This is a genomic window from Borrelia persica No12 (genome assembly GCF_000500045.1).
GTDB classification, from domain to species: Bacteria; Spirochaetota; Spirochaetia; order Borreliales; family Borreliaceae; genus Borrelia; species Borrelia persica.
In genome coordinates, this window is the sequence record NZ_AYOT01000146.1 from 371,377 (window position 1) to 391,162 (window position 19,786).

The 19,786-nt window shown below is 28.0% G+C and carries 16 protein-coding genes; 8 read left to right on the forward strand and 8 right to left on the reverse strand.

The window, feature by feature from the left end; all coding sequences use genetic code 11:
• The first annotated feature begins 165 nt into the window (after positions 1 to 165).
• A complete protein-coding gene (locus U881_RS0104975; RefSeq protein WP_235048134.1) occupies positions 166 to 1,362 on the forward strand; it encodes a hypothetical protein in 1,197 nt (398 codons plus the stop codon).
• Positions 1,363 to 1,385: 23 nt separating this feature from the next.
• Here U881_RS0104975 and U881_RS0104980 read toward each other — a convergent pair whose 3' ends face one another.
• The 4 genes from U881_RS0104980 to U881_RS0104995 are packed head-to-tail and all read right to left on the reverse strand — an operon-like array spanning position 1,386 to position 6,534.
• Positions 1,386 to 4,223, reverse strand: a complete 2,838-nt coding sequence (locus tag U881_RS0104980) for a M16 family metallopeptidase (RefSeq protein WP_024653503.1) — start codon at positions 4,221 to 4,223, stop codon at positions 1,386 to 1,388.
• On the reverse strand, positions 4,220 to 4,975 hold the full coding sequence (locus U881_RS0104985; protein ID WP_024653504.1) for a hypothetical protein: 756 nt from the start codon (positions 4,973 to 4,975) through the stop codon (positions 4,220 to 4,222). The genes U881_RS0104980 and U881_RS0104985 overlap by 4 nt, the downstream gene beginning before the upstream one ends.
• Positions 4,976 to 4,998: 23 nt before the next feature.
• Positions 4,999 to 5,760, reverse strand: coding sequence for an exodeoxyribonuclease III (gene xth / locus U881_RS0104990; protein ID WP_024653505.1), 762 nt, complete (start codon positions 5,758 to 5,760; stop codon positions 4,999 to 5,001).
• Between the two features lie 15 nt (positions 5,761 to 5,775).
• Positions 5,776 to 6,534 carry an MBL fold metallo-hydrolase gene (locus tag U881_RS0104995; protein WP_024653506.1) on the reverse strand — a complete coding sequence of 253 codons (759 nt, stop codon included), beginning with the start codon at positions 6,532 to 6,534 and terminating at the stop codon, positions 5,776 to 5,778.
• Between the two features lie 223 nt (positions 6,535 to 6,757).
• Here U881_RS0104995 and U881_RS0105000 point away from each other — a divergent pair, with 223 nt between their 5' ends.
• From U881_RS0105000 to U881_RS0105010, 3 genes are read left to right on the forward strand one after another with little or no spacing between them, the layout of a single operon-like run.
• Complete coding sequence (locus tag U881_RS0105000) at positions 6,758 to 8,047, forward strand: hypothetical protein (protein WP_024653507.1); 1,290 nt, start codon at positions 6,758 to 6,760, stop codon at positions 8,045 to 8,047.
• A 2-nt stretch (positions 8,048 to 8,049) separates the two neighbouring features.
• Complete coding sequence (locus tag U881_RS0105005) at positions 8,050 to 8,661, forward strand: glucosaminidase domain-containing protein (RefSeq protein ID WP_024653508.1); 612 nt, start codon at positions 8,050 to 8,052, stop codon at positions 8,659 to 8,661.
• On the forward strand, positions 8,648 to 9,472 hold the full coding sequence (locus U881_RS0105010) for a TIGR02757 family protein (protein ID WP_024653509.1): 825 nt from the start codon (positions 8,648 to 8,650) through the stop codon (positions 9,470 to 9,472). The genes U881_RS0105005 and U881_RS0105010 overlap by 14 nt, the downstream gene beginning before the upstream one ends.
• On the opposite strand, the gene U881_RS0105015 is transcribed toward U881_RS0105010, so the two are convergent.
• The gene (locus U881_RS0105015; protein WP_024653510.1) at positions 9,450 to 10,238 is read right to left on the reverse strand and encodes a type III pantothenate kinase; all 789 of its coding nucleotides are present in this window, start codon (positions 10,236 to 10,238) and stop codon (positions 9,450 to 9,452) included. The genes U881_RS0105010 and U881_RS0105015 overlap by 23 nt on opposite strands.
• A gap of 19 nt (positions 10,239 to 10,257) precedes the next feature.
• Entirely contained in the window at positions 10,258 to 12,015 is a 1,758-nt protein-coding gene (locus U881_RS10810) for a hypothetical protein (protein WP_235048135.1), read from the reverse strand.
• 128 nt (positions 12,016 to 12,143) lie between these two features.
• Between U881_RS10810 and U881_RS0105025 the strand changes: the two genes are divergently transcribed.
• The gene (locus tag U881_RS0105025; RefSeq protein WP_024653511.1) at positions 12,144 to 12,587 is read left to right on the forward strand and encodes a hypothetical protein; all 444 of its coding nucleotides are present in this window, start codon (positions 12,144 to 12,146) and stop codon (positions 12,585 to 12,587) included.
• Between the two features lie 116 nt (positions 12,588 to 12,703).
• Here the strand turns inward: U881_RS0105025 and U881_RS0105030 are convergent, their stop codons facing one another.
• Both U881_RS0105030 and nadE read right to left on the reverse strand, forming a co-directional pair.
• Positions 12,704 to 14,287 carry a PP2C family protein-serine/threonine phosphatase gene (locus U881_RS0105030; protein ID WP_024653512.1) on the reverse strand — a complete coding sequence of 528 codons (1,584 nt, stop codon included), beginning with the start codon at positions 14,285 to 14,287 and terminating at the stop codon, positions 12,704 to 12,706.
• Positions 14,280 to 15,830, reverse strand: coding sequence for an NAD(+) synthase (gene nadE / locus U881_RS0105035; RefSeq protein ID WP_024653513.1), 1,551 nt, complete (start codon positions 15,828 to 15,830; stop codon positions 14,280 to 14,282). The genes U881_RS0105030 and nadE overlap by 8 nt, the downstream gene beginning before the upstream one ends.
• A 380-nt stretch (positions 15,831 to 16,210) precedes the next feature.
• Here nadE and U881_RS0105040 point away from each other — a divergent pair, with 380 nt between their 5' ends.
• Genes U881_RS0105040 through dnaJ form a run of 3 tightly spaced genes read left to right on the forward strand, consistent with a single transcriptional unit; the run spans position 16,211 to position 19,786 of the window.
• A complete protein-coding gene (locus U881_RS0105040; protein ID WP_024653514.1) occupies positions 16,211 to 16,753 on the forward strand; it encodes a nucleotide exchange factor GrpE in 543 nt (180 codons plus the stop codon).
• Between the two features lie 34 nt (positions 16,754 to 16,787).
• A complete protein-coding gene (gene dnaK / locus U881_RS0105045) occupies positions 16,788 to 18,686 on the forward strand; it encodes a molecular chaperone DnaK (RefSeq protein WP_024653515.1) in 1,899 nt (632 codons plus the stop codon).
• A complete protein-coding gene (gene dnaJ / locus U881_RS0105050; RefSeq protein WP_024653516.1) occupies positions 18,686 to 19,786 on the forward strand; it encodes a molecular chaperone DnaJ in 1,101 nt (366 codons plus the stop codon). The genes dnaK and dnaJ overlap by 1 nt, the downstream gene beginning before the upstream one ends.

Sequence of the window (19,786 nt, forward strand, 5' to 3'; positions counted from 1 at the left end):
AAATACATAGTAATCAATAACAAACAAATAATATACTATAATAAAGACGAATTAGACCATCTTACACTAAGTCTCAAGATTAATAAGAATGCAAACATAAAAATCAACACGCAAAACAAAAATTACTCTTACAATATCCCCAAAATCATCAACAAGGATGAAACAATGACATTACAAATCCAAATAAGTAATGTCAAATCAATCAATTTCAATAATATTGAAATAAAAAAACATCATATCCAAACAAAAAAAATAGACCCCCAAAAATTCAACATATTAATTGATCAAAATGGATATTCTATTAGCTTTAATCTCAATGAAAACATGTTTCCCATAATAGGTTTTAAATCAGAAAAAACAATATTAAATCCCATAATAACAAATTTATATTCAGAAAAAGAATGTCAAAAAATAGTACTCTCTAATCACATCAAGTACACATCACTAGAGAATCAAAATGATGAAATACAATTTACTAAAAACAACAATATGATTCACATAAATGAAATTGGATATATCAATATGAATAATTATCATGAAATAAACAAACCAATAAATGCAGACATAAAATTCATTTTTAACTACAAAAAAGAAAATTACAGAAGAGATTCATTTGAATTTTTCAATTTAATAGCAAACCCCAATATATATGTAATAAAATTCAAAACATTACACGATCAATCCTTAATGTTGAAAAGAATGGCATTTTTTGTAGAAAAAAAAGAATTTAAAGGCAAATTATTATCAAATGAAGAACTAGAAAATAAAGTAGGATGGGGTGGTCACGACTACAAACTTAAAGACATAATTACATTTTTTAATGAAGCAGAAAAATTAGATTTCAAATTAAATAAAGAAGAAATAATCTTAAAAAACTTAATTATGACTAACAAATTAGCACATATTGAAAACAATACAATAAAAATCAAAAACAAATCAAAAAATACCGCATTTGCAACTTATTCTGAAGATGAAACTATGCCAAAAACAGCTCAAATGAGAATCTTTATGCATGAGCTGTTACACATGCACTTTTTTACAGACAATAATTTTAACAAAGCAATTGTCAATTTCTGGCATAAACATATCTCACCAAATGATAAGAAATTATGGATTTATTTTTTAGATAATAGCAATTATGATGTCACATTGAATGATTTAGTAATAAATGAATTTTATGCATACACAACTGCACTTCCAAAAGAAAAGATTGCAGATTATCTAATTAACACCAAATATTTTCCCAAAACTTTAACTAAAAAATATGAAAAATGGGTCACAAAACTAGAAAAATTATTATGGAAAGCAAAAGGATTAATAGCTGGAGAACTATCAATCCTTTTCGAAGACAAATTCAATTAAAAGGCAAAATGATATGCCAAAAATTACTGCTCCTTTTCTGGGATCAACACAATTTCTGTACCTTTCTTAAAATCGATCTTCTTAAATAACGCATTAATTTCATCTTTATTTAAATTATTTTCAATAAATTCATTACTAAAAGTATCTATAAAAGAATCATGCAAAATAAATGAATTTGACAAATTTCTAATCCAATAAGAATTGGATTCAGAGCTAATACTATTATTTTTAATAATATTTTTCTTAACATAATCAAAATCAGTATCTAGAAAATCTATTTTTTGCTTTTCCAAAATATAATCATTAACAGACCTTAAAACACTGTCTAAAGCCTTAGGCTCAACTGTAAAGTAGACAACAATAGAACCATCTGACTCAGAATTTCTCTTAACTGAATAATCAAAATATGAACTTATAGTATAAACACTAGACTGCTCTCTTCTAATAGTTTTAACAAGATCATCACTTAAAAGAGATGCCAAAGCTTTATAATTTATAACATCCCTAGGAGTATAATTAAACTTAAAAGGATACACAATGCATGCAATACTACTTGAACCCTCACTACTTAAATTCTCAATTCTTCTGACAACTATTCTATCTGTACTCTTGCTATAAGAATAATCTAAGTCTCTAAATTCATTCAACTTTTTAGAACTTAAATTACCTAAATACTTACTTGCAAGTTTTTTGATTGTATCTAAGTCAACATCTCCAACAAAAATAAATTTAAAGTTGTCTGCATAAGTAAATCTCTTTTTATAAAAATTCAAAAGAATATCCTTTGATACATTTTGTAAATCAGATTCCTGAATATCTCTCAAACGATAATCATCATTGCTATAAAATTTTCTAATAGCATTAGAGAAAAGATAATCAGCATTATATTTCCGACTCTTAATTGTTTCTCTCGTTTCATCAATAACAGTTTGCAAAATAACATCATCTATCTTGACTTCATTAAATGTAAAATATATAAGCTCAAATAAAGTCTCAAGATCCTTAGTATCAGCACTACCCTCAATTTGTGACATCCGATCACCAACGAATGGTCTTAAACTTACAACTTTATCTGATAAATATCTTTCAACTTGCAGATTAGAATAATCGCCATACCCTGATTTAGAAACTATTCCTGCAGCCAAAGATAAAACGGGAATCAATTCTACATCTTCAGCCAATAAACCACCCCAAGACATCGCACTAAATGAAACTACATTTTTTTTACTCTCATTATGCTTAAAATAAACTTCAACTCCATTATTCAAAGTAAAAGATGAAATTCCATGTGATAATTTTTTCTCATCAACGATATCTTTACTTGCCAAAGATTTTTTAAAGAACTCTCCCTGAATTGACACATCATCATAAGGCTTAATTTCCCTATTTAAAGCAATACCACGAAATTCCTGAACCTTTTCAAAAGTTAAACTGGGATGTAATTTTTTAGAACAAGAATAAACAATAGTCATATCATCTATGACAGCTTCACTCTTAGCAAGATCCGATACTACATTTGGACTAATTTTATCTAAATGTTCAATGCTAACATCAAAATACTCATTCATGTCCAACAACTGAGAATTATCAAAAGCAACATCTACCAAAACATTTGCAATACTAGATGAATGTTGCTTCTTTAAATTATCCTTACTTAACTCAAATGAACTTATAAGCTTAGACTTAACTTTATCAATCTCCCCCTTTGTAAAACCAAATCTCTTGATTCTTTCAATTTCATAAAAAAATTCTTCAATAGCTTCTTCAAAATGAGCTGGATTAATGCTGAAATGAATACCTTTAAACAAAATATCATTATCATCCGATTTATACTCTGAATCAAACTTATTAAATACTCTAAAATAATTTGTCCCAAGGGCCTTCAATTCATGAAACCTATTTTCAAAAAGATCATGCAATAAAGTTTTCTCAATATCCTTCTTAACATCATCAACGTTAATAATACCCTTTTTAATCTTTTCTTTAGAAACAAAACTAATACTAGGAAATAAAGTCTCAACATCATCTATAATGACAAATTTTTCATCAATTGTAGTATCTAAATTTATTAAAACTTTTTCAGGTTCATATAATGGTTTTTTGAAAGATACAAATAAATCTCTTATTTTTTTTTCAATATCTTTAGGATCAATATCTCCCACAATAATGACACTAGTCAAATCTGGCCTATACCACTTATTATAAAATTTTTTAAAGTCTTCTGATTTAAAAGCTAAAATTCTCTCTTCAAGTCCAATAGGAAATCTAATTGAATATCTACTATTACCCCCAATAATTTCAACCATTTTTTTCGACATTCTACCAAAATAATCATTTCTCAATTTTTTCTCTTCAATAATAACATTACGCTCTTTATCTATCTCTAATTCATCAAACTTAATTTGAAAAGCCCAATTTTTCAATACATTCAAAGCCTCATCAACCTCATCCTCCTTACCACCATCTGGCAAATCAAGATAATAGTAAGTTTTATCAAAAGTAGTATAGGCATTAAGATCGGCTCCAAACTTCATTCCAAATTTTTTAAGAACTTCCATAATATCTTCACCAGCAGGATAATCTGTTGTACCCTTAAAAGCCATATGTTCAAGATAATGAGCTAAACCTCTTTCATTTTCCTCTTCATTTAAAGAACCGACATTAAACAAAATTCCCATATGAACAAATTTACTTGGCGTTTGATTTTTATAAATGTAATATCTAAGTCCATTGTCAAGTTGACCATTTAACAATTCTTTATCCAAGCTTAACTTAGAAGATGAACAAGACAAAATAATTAAACCTAAAACAAAAAAAACAATTTTTAATATACTAATATTCTTAACATGATTATATTTCATTTGACTTTCCTTGAGTTAATTCTTACATTGTAAACTTTTTTAACTTCTCTAAGAATAGATTTAAACCCAAATTCATACCAATCCTTGATACCCTTTAACCTAGAAATGGGAAACAATTCATAAAATAAAAATAAAAGTTCATTCTTAGATAATTTTGAAATATCATTAACATAAATTTTTTTATTCAATTCACCAACATAAACAAAAAATCCCAATTTGTCCAAAACAAGTTTACTAAAATCAGGATTTGAAATACTCTTTTCATAAATTTCAATAGTAGAATGTTCATTAGCCACATCATCATAGCCTTTTAAAGACACATGATCCAAAATAACAAAATTACCTTCTCTAACTCCCACATGACGACCATCTAAAGTTTTTAAAAATCCATCACCCTCATCAAAATACACAAGAATATTTAACTCCCTAGATGCTTTTAAAACAAGCTTTGTACTATGATAACTGTCTGTACGCTTTAAAGAATTAATACCCTGCACATCATCAAGTTCATCATTATCACTAAAAACATATACACTCTTCTCACTCAAAGCCTGATTGGCCAAATCAACGTATGTAAAGAGTTCATCTTTTGGATTTAAATATTTTTCACGTTCCAATAAACGAATTATAAATAATAAATCTTCTTTCTCAAGACTACGATAAAAATCAATATTCTCTAAATCAATTAAATTTATTCCAAAAGCAAAATTAGAAATACAAAAAACCAAAACTATTATAAAATACCGACTCATACATATCTCCCACACATACTAATTTATTGTCTTAATTTTAAAACAACAGGACAATGATCACTACCCATTACCTTATTTAAAATTAAAGCATCTTTTACTCTAGATTGAAAGACTTCATTTATAACAAAATAATCAATTCGCCACCCTACATTACGCTCTCTAGCTTTTGTCTTATAATCCCACCAAGTATAATTACCTGGTTCCTTATTAAACATTCTAAAAGTATCCACATAACCTCTGTTTAAAAAATTATCCATCCAATCAGTTTCCTCAATATAAAAACCAGCAGATTCTCTGCTGGTTTTTGGATGAGATAAATCAATTTCCGTATGTGCAATATTAAAATCACCACAAATAACAAGATTTTTTCCAGAAGTTACAAATGAATTTGCAATACATTCAAGACTCATTAAAAATTCAAGTTTATAATTAAGCCTCTTTCTTAAAGCCTGCGAATTAGGGAAATACGCATTGATAAGAACAAAATCACGATAATGAGCAATCATGCATCTTCCTTCCCTATCAAATACCTCAATATTCATATTTTCTAATTTAATAGGTTCTATTTTGCAGTAAATAGCAACACCACTATAACCTTTTATTACAGATTTTGAAAAATATGAATAATATCCCTTAATATTAATAAGTTCCTTTGGCAACTGTTCTCTTAAAGCTTTGGTTTCCTGCAAACATAAGATATCAGGATTATATTCCATAATAAAATCAAGAAAACCTTTATTAAAAACAGATCTTATTCCATTAACATTCCAAGAAATCAAATTCATAAATCATCTACCAATTCAAATATATATTTGCAAGCCATCATAAGCTAAATAAATATTATCTCTTTTTAAATAATCAAATTCATCATGCATTATATCATGTGCAATATGAGTGAAATAAGCAACTTTAGGATTTATTTTTTTAACTTCAAGAATAGCATCATCAAAATTTAAATGCCCAGGATGAGGTTTAATTCTCAAAGCATCTATTACCAATATATCCAAGTCGTTTAAATAATTATAAGAAATTTCAGGAATAGATTTAACATCAGTAAGATAAGCAAAATTATTTATTCTATATCCCAAACTAATTATATCTCCATGTAGTAGAGGAATTGGCATTATATTTACTTCTTTAAAGGAAATTTGCTCAAAATCCACAGCCAATTTAGGAATAATATTAGCTTTTCCACTAATAGAAATTCTTGATGAAAAATTATGTGGAAAGGCATTTTTAATATGGTGCATAGTACTCTCTCGTGCATAAATAGGCAAAGGTGCAGACCTTGTGTAAAATTTAATATCATCAAGTCCCATAATATGATCATAATGTTCATGAGTATATAATACTAAATCCAATTTCAGGATATTTTCTCTCAAAAGCTGTGTTCTAATATCAGGCCCCGTATCAATAAGTAAGTTAAGCCCACATAAACTTAACAAAAATGCACTTCTGAGTCTTTTATTTTGACATAAATCTGAACTACAAACTCTACAATTACAATTCAACATCGGAACACCACTTGATGCACCGGTTCCTAAAAAGATTCCTAACATGTATTATCCTTACCCCTTAAGGAATCCAATTATACCATGATAAAACCAAACGATAAAAGAAAAAACAAGATACAAAATAAACCGAATCCTAATTTATTTACATCAAAAAATTAATCTAAACTGTTTATGTTAATTATATCATTAAAATATCAATTACAACTCAACAAATTATTTTGTAAATAAAGTTTTTATGCTTATAATTATTTAAGGAAAAATATTTTTTATGTATGAACAATATTATGAAACAATATTTCTATTAAGCTTTAGTGTGTTCTTAATAATAAATTTCTTTAATTTCAAAAGAGAATTTTATTATGAAGATTATTTCATAATACTTCCAGGAACTTTCTTCATAATTACACTATATCTTATAGAAATAAAACCATTAATGCTATACGTCGGATTTATATTTTTATTTTTTTTAATAACAACTACTATGAAAATCATAAAAACGATCATTATTAGAAGACAAATAAACAAAAAACAAAATAATAGACTTAAAAAAATAATTTTCACTATACCTTTTAAAATAATGATAGTGGTACCATCAATCATAATAGTACTTATTGCAACAATATTTTCATACCTTAGCTTCTTTACCAATTATCCAAAAGACATAAATGCAAACTATAAAATAGGTTTTACAAAAATCAAAGATCACAAAAATAATTTAAATCTATCAATTTGGTATCCAACTACTCTAACTTTAGGACTTAAACAACAAAACCCTTTTTTTTATTATGACTTTGACCCTTTCTTTATAAATGAAATGAATTATCTTCCAAAATATGAAAATGTATACAAAGATGCTACAATTAGTAACAATCAAAAAGTATATGATAGTATCTTAATTATTCTACCCTTTTATTCTCATGATTCAATGTTTAAATCACTTGTAAACAGGCTGGTTAAAAAAGGAAATATCGTATATCTATATGCTCCAGAATATAAAAATATAAAGACTCATGACTTCATAAAAAATGACAATAAAGGTTTATTAATTCATAGTGCAAACTCAATTATTAAATATTTGGTAGAGCCTATTAATATTTTAAGCAAAAGAAAAGATAAAGCATCCGATGTAACAGAAATCCAAAATGTCATTGAACTTGTTAAATCAAGTCAAAAATTAAAATTTTTAGATTCAAGAATGGATCTAAACCAATTGACCTTAATTACAATGGGAAATCAAGTAAATATTGCAAATGAAATTATAAATCAGAACCAACAAATAAAAAAATATATAAATATTGGAGGAAAACCTCAAAAATTCAAGATTAAAACATTACAATTGCTACTTAAACAAGATGAAAATGAATGGCAACAAACAGGATCAGATATATCTTCTATAAAAATAATCAATATGAATCATATTGGTGAAGTTTCTGATTTCATTTTCAGTAGAAGATATTTAGCAAGTTTTAATTTATTTAAAGATCAAAGATTAACACTAACAAGATTTGATTTTGTGATAAACGAAATTGATCAATTTATTGAAAATAAAGGAAATTAAAAGTGCAAAAGAAGTTTATACTGTTAGTATTATCACAGATACTATTAACAGTAAAGAGTTACTGCATTGAAGAAATAATTGAAATAAATACATCAACACAAAAAGAAAAATATATTCCCTTTTTGATAAGTAAAGGCAAAAGCCAAGTAGAAGATCTTGTAAGATATACATTAAAAATGAATCCTTACCTTGAAGCAGAATACGTGAAAACAATTGCACAAATTTATATCGAAGAAGCCATAATTGAAGGAATAAATTATGATATTGCATATGCTCAGATGTTACTTGAAACAGGCATTTTAAAATTCAATGGTATTGTATCTAAAGAACAACACAATTTCTCAGGCATAGGAGCTACTGACAACTTTACAAAGGGAAATTCATTTTCTAATATCAAAGAAGGAATAAGAGCACATATTCAACATTTAAAAGCCTATGCTTCAAGTCAAGACATAAATTCCAATATGGTTGATCCCAGATTTTATTTTGTCAAAAGAGGATCTGCGCCAACAATATACGACCTTACTGGGAAATGGGCAACAGATAAAATGTATGACAAAAAATTAAAGAAAATACTGCTAGGGTTATTAGAATTTAAAAATGCAAAAAAATAAGGATACCATATTAAAAGTATTAGAATTTATATATAGTAAATATAACAAACGAAAATTTGTGCACCCAGATCCATTAGAATTTTTATACAGATATACAGAAAAGGAAGACATTGAAGTTGTAGGTCTAATTAGTTCCTCACTAGCATTAGGAAGAGTTGAGCAAATATTATTAGCAATTGAATCCGTTTTAAAACCACTTGGCACAAAACCTTCAGAAGCACTCAAGACGCTTGCAAAAAAAGATTTAAATGAAATATATAAAAACTTTACATATAGATTTTTTACAACAGAAGACATTGTAAAACTATTAATGTCTATTAAGACAATAAAAGAAAAATATTTATCTATTGAAAATTTATTCTACAGCATTTATAAAAAAAACAAAAATTTTATAACGAGTCTAGATGATCTCATAACACAAATGGAAAATATTAATGAAAGCCCATTTGGCATCATATTTCCCAAACCATCAAAGGGAAGCGCTTGTAAGAGACTATTTTTATTTTTAAGATGGATGATCAGAAAAGACGATGTTGATCTAGGAATTTGGGATAAAATCAGTCCATCAAATTTAATAGTTCCAATGGATACTCATATGATAGGCATTTCAGCAAAATTATTTAATCTTAAAAACACAAAAAATGCAAGTCTTAAGCAAGCAATAGAAGTTACAAAACATTTCTCAGAACAAAATAAAGATGATCCTGTAAAATATGATTTTTCTCTAACTCGATTTGGAATAAATAAAAAATTCAACAAAGACGACTTATTTACAAATATTTTTAAATTTAATACGAATCATTCTCTCTAAATGCATTTCCCAGAATCCTAATGCCTTCAAGTGTCAAATACAAATTAGATATAAAATCTAAATTTATTAAAGGTAAAATCAAATGAGAATTGCCACCCGTAATTATCAATTTAAATTCTCTATTATACTGACGCACAAGATCATGATAAACGCCTTCTATTAAATACTTATACTGATAAATGACACCACTCTTAACACTATCAATAGTTGACAAACCCAATAATTTTTGTGGAACTACAAGATTAAAATCCTTTAAAAGATAGGCATTATCAACTAATGCATTCAAACTTGTAAAGGGGCCACCATTAATTAAACCCCCAAGAATACCTTCCTCTCTACTAATTGCAAAAATAGTACAAGCCGTCCCAAGATCTGCCACCAAAGCATCATTAATACCATAATATTCAATAGCTCCAACAAGATTTGCAAAAACATCTGATCCTAGTACAAACCTATGACCATTATAAAAATTAAAACTTAAATCATAATTTAAATCAAATCTAATAAATAAAGGAGTTATACTATAAAGAGAGACAATTGCATCAACAAGTATTTTATCAATAACTGGTACAACACTACTTACAAATACCTGATCAACTCTAATATTAAATTTCATTTTAATAAATTCATAAAGCTCATTAAAACTTAAATCAAGTTTTGTTCGAAGTTTACAAAATATCTGCATTTCTCCAAGATCATACAATGCAAAAGATATACTTGTATTTCCAATATCAACTACCAATTCTCTGCCAAGAATTTTACTCATCAATCTTCCCAGATCCCTTTCAACCATTAAATCTTAAGAGAATGTTTGTATCATCAGGCTTCTTAGGTGTTATTTTTAAAACCAATGTCTTGTTAGAAGCATAATATCTCCACCCATCAGAATATATATAAAATTGCATATCTGTAAACCAATTAATACTCCTAAACCTAACCAAAGTAGGATACGAAACACCTTTAAAAAAGAAATATCCAGGAGAATTTAAAGCACGATTAAATTCAAAAGAATAAACTAAATTGAAAAAATTAAAACTTACAATCTTTGATGCAGCATATACCCAATGTCCAATTCCAAGAGTTGGGAATAAATTAAATTTTGGAAGATAATCATTATCAACAATATCAGCATAATAATTTTCATATAAAATTTTATCGACCTCAGGTTTCATCAAAGAATGATAGATTGCATTAAAAGCAAACCCCAATATCTCATCTGAATTTAATTTAGAACCAAGTCTTTTAAGCAAACCAGCAATTTTAAGTGTATATTCAAGATCCCAAGATAAATCCTTCTTATTCTCAGAAGCATACGCTTCTCCATTATTAGTCACAAAAAACAAAATGGGTATAAATTTCATCAACTCTTCCTTCAATTTCTCCAACACCAAACTATCATTATCAAACTGCAAAAATATAATATAATTAGAGAGAACATTATAAGCCTGTCTTAAATCAAACCCAGAAGTCAATATTATCTCAGGAGTCCTTAAAATATTTAAAGCTTCATTTAAAATAGAAACATTTTCAGATAAAAAAATCTTCTCTAAAAGATACGCATCTTCCTTTAAGTATCCCAAAAGTTTATTTAACTCAAGAGAATTAATAAAAGTTTTATTTACAGATAGATATTGAAAAAATCTATCTATCTTCTCAGCATCAACATAATAACTTGCACTTAAATAGGTTAAATTATTTTCATTAATACTTATTAAAGGTTTCAGTCTTAGAAATATACGCTCATAATCACCTCTTGTTAAAGACTCGGCCAAATAATAAATAAATATATTCTCATTAAAAGCATATACATTACCCTTACGCCATCCACCCTTTTTAATGTCAAAATTTGAACTACTACCCCATTTACTGTAAACCTTATCCCTAAATTTCATTAAAGCCGAATCAAAATTTTTTTTACTTACATTCTTAATTAATGAATATAAAGAAGCAAAATTTATATCCAAAGAAACATCTTTAGAAGGTAATTCATCTGGAATTTGAGGTTTTTCAACCAAATTTCCAATCTGAAACGTTTCTTGAGGACTAATTAAAATTTCCCCATCTTTTATCTTACTATGTTTTCCCAAAGAAATATCAAAATAGTGGTTTGTACCCTTAACAATAATATTCTCGTCAAACAAAATTTTATAATCACCCTCAATTTCATAACTAATTAACAATTTCTTAGAAAGATTTGAGCTAACCTTAAAATTATTATCCAAATCAAACGAAAATAATAAAAAAATATTATTTTCAAAATAAACATAAATTGAATTATCTTGTACTTGATAAGAAATTGGATAAAGCTTAAGTCCATTTTCTGGAATAACAATGGGTTGAGCCTTAGACAAATTTATCTTAATGCCCCTTATACTAAGAACAATATTATTTAAAACATAATGGCTATCTTCAATCTTATTATTAACTAAAAACTTTAAATCCTTTAAGAAAAACATATTAAAACTTAAATCTCTAAATTGAATCAAAACAATCAAAACTAAAAGCACAATACCAATTGATAAATAAAAAAAACTTAAACCCAAATACCTCTTCATATCATTAAATATTAATAACAAAGAATTAAAATATCAACATTGGTTGTATAAAAGCAAAAAACTTAATAAAATTAATAAACACACACAGTCAATACAAAATAGGAGAAATAAAATAAATGAAAATTCCAAAAAATTATATTCCAGGAACAAATCCGTACAAATCTCTTCCTAAAAAACCCGCCATAGAAGCAACAAAAAAAATATCAAAAAAACAAGAGCAAATAAATGCAGAAATAATAAAATCACAAGAGAAAATACTAAAATTGTATATGAGGAGATTACAAAAAAAAGAACAAATAATGCTTCAAACATTCATGTTGGAAGAACATAAAGTTGGATCTAAAATTTTTAACAACTTACCAAAAATTTTAAAAGAAATAATACTAATAATGAATATAGAATCTTTAAAAATATTACTTAAAAACACAAGAAACCCCATAAAAAAGCTTTACATCAAATTTTCAAACTGGTCATTAAATAAACTTTTAAAATCTATCGATAACTCAAACAAAAAAACAACTCTCACAAATGCAAAGAAACAGAAAAGTAAAAACAAATAACCCATATTTCTGCAATAACTTAAAAGAAAAAATGATATTATAATATTTAAAATTAGAACTTAATATGAAACAGCAATTAAGAACATATGCTGTACTAATTTAAAACAAACAAAAAACTAATTAATAATAAATTCTAAAATAGAAAAATCATCCCTAAATGCATTATATTTTGAGAAGTTCAACATATCATTATGCAGACGATCTAAAACAAAGTTATCTAAATTATATGTATTTGCTTTTAATATCTTATAAAAATCATCAATAGACATTATCATATCCTGATTATTTTCAACCTCATAAACACCATCACTAAAGAGTAACAGATGTGAAAATTTCTTTAAATAACATTCATCCTCTTTGCAAGAATATTTTTCTTCAACTCCAAGAATTGAACCTTTTGTCTTAAGATAAATATTATCTTGTTCACTCAAAATAACGGCAGGGGGTGCTCCTGCTGATGCAAATTTTAAGTGTCTAGTCTTTACATTCAAAACGCCATACCATAATGTAATTAACATATCACTTTTAAATTTAAAAAAATAAGTATTAATATAATTTAATACTTCAGAAGGACGAATGTCATTATTATTCATAACATAAGAATTAATCACACTGGAAACATTAAGAGACAAAAGTGCAGAACCTACTCCATGCCCCGAAATATCTATCAAATAGATTATTAAATTATCATCATCAACAAAATAATAATTAAAAAAATCACCCCCTATTCTTTTTGATGGAACAAAGATCCAATTAGAATGAAAAAATTCGTTTTGGACTTTCTTGGGCAATAAATTTTCAATATAATTTCCAGCTTCAATAAGCTCACTCTCAACACATTCTCTACCATGCAAAACAAGATCTAAATATTTTTGACCCTGTTCTATCACCTTTTTCTTTTTAAGAAAACTAGTTATTTTCATATCCAATACCAATAAATTCAAACCCCTAAAAAAATAATCATCAACTTGTGCTTCAATAAAAGCTTGAATAATATCTTTTCTAGTTATCTGAGAAATAACAATAATGGGAATCATTTCATAAAGACTATTACTCTTAACATTTTTAAGTAAATTTAAAATCAACTGTACATTTTCATCTAAATCTAAATCAAGAATAATCAAATCATAAAAATTATTACAGAGCAACTGATTAAACAAAGCAACAGTACTTGCAGAGATAACAGTATAATCCTTTAAAATCAAATAATTTATAAGTTTTTCAGTATAAATGCTATCACAAGAAAAAATTAATAACTGATTGCCATCTTCATTGCCAACCCTTTTACTCTTAAGAGTAGAAGAGAGAACCATATTTTCAAGCTCAATCTCTATGAAAGATATTACCAACGAAATTTTACAAGAGATAGCTTTAAAGAATGCAATACCAGCATCCCCTATTCCATTATAATGCATAGAATTATCGATCAATTCCAAAGATAAATACAAATAAGACATTAAATCGCACTTCATGCTCCTAAGCATAAATTTGCCCAATTTTAAATCTTTAGAATCTGCAAACTCTACCTGAAATTTATTAGCAATATCCAAAGTCAATTCAAGATAATTCGTAATATCATCATAAAAATATCTAGGGGTTTCCTTATAGAGTGCATAAGAATAAGTATTGATAAGTAAAAAAATCTCTTCTAATTTTAAACTAAATTCATTTAATACACTAATAACCTTATTACTATTCATCCTTCATCAACACAACTTTTGAAATAGGAAGTAAAATATCACTACCAAAAGATTTCTTAGAAACTTTAACTATCATAGGACCTTTTCTTCTCTTATACTCGCTACCAGAATAAAGATCTAACACCTTACCAACCACTTCCTCTCCAAAAGATTTGTAAAGCAATTCCAAAGGTTCATTTTCAAATAAATACCTATTTAATATCTCATCAAGAACTTCATACGTGGGAAGAAAATCACTGTCTTTTTGATCAGCCCTAAGCTCAGCAGAAGGTTCTTTTAAAAGAATACTACTAGAAATAACTTCTCTGCCCTCCCTCACATTCACATATTTTGCAAGCTCATAAACATCCAGCTTAAAAAGATCGCCAATCAAAGCAATGCCGCCACAAGAATCACCATAAAGCGTAAAATAACCAACAGCAATTTCACTTTTATTTCCAGTATTCAAAAGCAAAGATTTATTTGCATTACTATAAGACATTAAAAATAATCCTCTAAGCCTAGCCTGAAGATTCTCTTCAGTAACTCCTTCTGTACTGAAATATTTATCAAGATAATCTAAAGCAAATTGAAAAATGCCCTCAATTGGCATATGAATCAACTCAAATCCCAATTCACTGGCAAGTCTTTGCGCATCCAATACAGACCCTTCTGATGAAAATCTACTGGGCATAGAAATACCCACAACCCTATTAGCCCCTAAAGCAGTACATGCAATATAAGCAACAAGAGCAGAATCAATACCCCCAGAAATACCCAAATGAACCCTCTCAAAACCTGCAAGCTTGACATATTCCCTCAAACTCATAACTAATGCTGCAAGCAGTTTATCAAAAATCCTAGACTTAGAATCAAACTCTAAATCATAAAATTCTTCATTAAATAAAACATCATATTCAAATTCTTTGGCTTGTCTTATTTTTCCATATTTGTCAATAAAAAAACTCAGACCATCAAATACCATAGAATCATAAACACCATACAAATTGGCATAAGCAATTTCCAAATTATTTTCTATAGCCATATTTCTAAAAAATTCAAGTCTTAAATTATTTTTTTCACACGTAAAATAAGATTTTGAAGGAATTAAAAGATAGTCAATTTCACAAAAAGAGTTATGAAATTGATACCGAGATTTATGAAACAAAAGTTCATCATCAAAATTTAAAATAGCAATGCTTTTACCCTTATAATTAAATAAAACTGGAACATTAACTTCTCGGGTTGTCAAAACATACTGACGATCACTCACCACAGACATGCAATCAAATAATTTGCCATCATAAAAATTATAATGCCCAAAAACAACACAAAGTCTATCATCAACTTGCTCTTTTATAAAATTAATGCAAGCCACAATTTTTTTTACATACTCAGGCCTATGAGATAAATTTGCATATTTAATACCCTCAATAAAAATAAAAGGAAAAAGTAAAATATCAACCTTATTGGCAATAGCATATTCACAATTTACCTTCAATTCATTTAAAATCTGATCAAACTTAAAAAGTCTACATTTTATTTGAGCTATACATATTTTCACAAGGTAAATAATAAGCAATAACAGAAAAAATTACAAGAAAACCCCACAACACACACAACAATTTACAAATCTTAACATCTATATCAATCAAAACTAAAGTAAAATAATAATATCTATTTAAAACACGTATCTTCAACCATTAACACAACTTACCTTTACTTCAAAAATAAATAAAATATTTTTTTATTTTGACAAAAAAATACACATAAGAATTTATCAAGCCTAAAATATGTGTCAATATTATACTAATATAATTTTATAGTCAACATAAACCCTTTTAAAGATAATGAAAATGAATCAAATTTCAAAAAATTTGCATAAAGAAAAAATTTGTAAAATACTTTTTTTATAGATAAAATGCTTTATAAAAGGAGGCTAAAATGGAAGAAAAAGAAAAATGCGAAGAACCAGAAAAAATTAAAGAAAATGAAACACTCCAAAATAAAGATAATCCTAATATGGAAAAAAAGATTTCCGAACTTGAAAAGGAAATTTCAAATCTAAAAGACTTATATTTAAGGAAACAAGCAGAATTTGAAAACTTTAGAAAAAGACTTGAAAAAGACAAAGAAAATTTCATTAAATTTGCAAATGAAAATATAATGAAAGACATAGTTAATTTCCTTGATAATTTAGAGAGAGCAATAGATTCATCAAAACAATCAAAAGACTTTGACACCCTGTTATCAGGAATTAGCATGATTGAAAATGAAATACTCTCAAACTTTGATAAAAAATATAATCTCAAAAAATTTGGAAAACCAGGAGAGGAATTCGATCCAAGTAAACATGAAGCAATAAGTATAGAAGAACAAGAAAAAGCTATAAATCCTCAAATTGTAGAAGTATATCAAAAAGGATACTGCTACAATAATCGGATATTGAGAACTGCAAAAGTGAAAGTTGCACAAAGTAAAAATTAATTAGAAATCAAAACATAACAAAAGGAGGCCTTATATGGGAAAGATTATAGGAATTGACCTTGGAACAACAAATTCATGTGTAGCCATAATGGAACATGGAAAACCTGTTGTTATACAAAATTCAGAAGGAGGAAGAACTACTCCATCAATTGTAGCCTATACAAACAAAGGTGAACGACTTGTAGGACAAGTAGCAAAAAATCAAATGGTTACAAACCCCGAGAATACCATATATTCAATAAAAAGATTTATGGGAAGAAGATTTGAGGAAGTTGCAAGCGAAATCAAAATGGTTCCTTATAAAGTAGAAAAGGGACAAAATGGTGATGCACGTGTTAATATTTCCAATATAAAAAAACAAATGTCACCACCAGAAATATCAGCCGCAACTCTTACAAAAATGAAAGAAACAGCTGAGGCATATCTGGGAGAAAAAGTTACTGAAGCCGTAATTACTGTACCAGCATATTTTAATGATGCACAAAGACAAGCAACAAAAGATGCCGGAAAAATTGCAGGTCTTGATGTTAAAAGAATTGTCAATGAACCAACAGCTGCAGCTCTTGCTTATGGAATTGAAAAAAAACATGAAGAAATCGTTGCTGTTTACGATCTAGGTGGTGGAACATTTGATATCTCAATTCTTGAGCTTGGAGATGGCGTTTTTGAAGTTAAATCAACAAATGGAGATACCCATCTTGGAGGAGACAATTTTGATGATGAGATTATCAAATATCTCATTACCGAATTTAAAAAAGACAGTACTATTGATTTATCCAGTGACAAAATGGCACTTCAAAGACTTAAAGAAGCAGCAGAAAAGGCAAAAATTGAACTCTCAGGTGCCCAAGAAGCATCAATAAATCTTCCATTTATTACAGCCGATGCAAATGGACCTAAACATTTACAATATACTCTTACAAGAGCAAAATTTGAACAAATGGTAGATCACTTGGTTCAAAAAACAAAAGAACCATGCCTTAATGCTATTAAAGACGCTGGTCTTAAGGCTTCTGACATTAATGAAGTCATACTTGTTGGAGGTTCTACAAGAATACCAGCTATTCAAAAAATCGTAAAAGAAATATTTGGACAAGAACCAAACAAGGGTGTAAATCCCGATGAGGCTGTGGCAATAGGTGCTGCTATTCAAGGTGGAATACTTACAGGAGAAACCAAAGATATGGTGCTTCTTGATGTTACACCTCTATCATTAGGTATTGAGACACTTGGTGGTGTTATGACAAAATTAATTGAAAGAAACACTACAATCCCTACCAAAAAGAGCCAAGTATTCTCAACAGCAGCAGATAATCAGACTTCAGTAGACATTAAAGTTTTACAAGGTGAACGAGAAATGGCATCACAAAACAGAGTACTTGGTAACTTTATTCTTGATGGAATACCAGCAGCTCCAAGAGGTGTCCCACAAATAGAAGTCAGCTTTGACATCGATGCTAATGGAATAGTTCACGTTTCTGCCAAAGATATGGGAACTGGGAAAGAACAAAAAATTAGAATTGAATCATCATCAGGACTTTCTGAAGAAGAAATTGAAAGAATGGTTAAAGATGCTGAAACCCATGCTGAGGAAGATAAAAAACTAAAAGAAAGCATAGAAGCAAAAAACATAGCCAATTCACTAATTTATCAAACAGAAAAATCTCTCAAAGAATATGCAGAGAAAATAACAAGTCAAGATAAAGAAGCTATTGAAAATAAAATAAAGGAACTTAAAGATGCATTAGAAGGTTCTGACATATCCTTAATTAAATCAAAAACTGAAGAACTACAACAAGCTTCTTACAAGATAGCTGAAATGATGTACAAAGATGCTCAGGCAAGTTCATCAAATCAAGACAATGCTCAAAACAATTCAGGCAGTGAAAGCAAAGAAGCTGATTACGAAGTTGTTGATGAGGATAAAAAATAGTGAAAAGAGATTATTATGAAGTTTTGGGGCTCTCAAAAGGAGCCTCAAAAGATGAAATAAAAAAAGCATATCGAAAAATAGCAATTAAATATCATCCCGACAAAAATAAAAATAACAAAGAAGCTGAATCCATATTCAAAGAAGCAACAGAAGCTTACGAGGTTTTGGGCGATGATAATAAGCGTGCTCAATATGACCGATTTGGACACACAGCATTTGAAGGAGGAGCATCAGGATTTAGTGGATTTTCTGGGGGATTTAGTGGATTCTCTGACATTTTTGAAGATTTTGGAGATATTTTTGATTCATTTTTTACTGGAAGACGTGGACAAGAAAAAAGTAAATATCAAGAAAGAGGTCAAGACATAACATACCAAATAGAAATATCTCTTGAGGATGCCTATAGGGGGTATGAAAATAACATTAATGTTTCAAGAAACATGCTATGCGAATCGTGCTTAGGAAAAAAATCAGAAAAAGGAACATCTCCCACAGTATGTAACATGTGTAACGGTAATGGACGAGTAATGCAAGGAGGGGGTTTTTTTAGAGTAACAACCACATGCCCAAAATGCTATGGAAATGGAAAAATAATATCAAACCCTTGCAAATCATGCAAAGGAACTGGAAGTTTTAAAAATAAAGAAATAATGGAACTCAAAATTCCAGCAGGAATTGACGATTCTCAACAGATTAAAATGAGAGGAAAAGGAAATGTAAATCCCGATAGTCAACAATACGGAGATCTATATATAAGAATATCAATAAAACCTCATAATATTTTCAAAAGAAATGGAAAAGATCTATACGCAACTCTACCAATAAGCTTTACTCAAGCAGCACTCGGAAAAGAAATTAAAATACAAACAATAGCAAATAAAAAGATTGCAATAAAAATTCCAAAAGGAACAGAAAACGACGAACAAATCAGTATTAAGAATGAAGGAATGCCAATACTACATACAGAAAAATTTGGAAATCTCATCCTAATTATTAAGGTCAAAACTCCTAAAAATCTCAATAATAATGCTATCAGTCTACTAGAAATTCTAAGCAAGGAAATCAAAGACATTGACGAGGTTACCTTAAATAAAATTTAA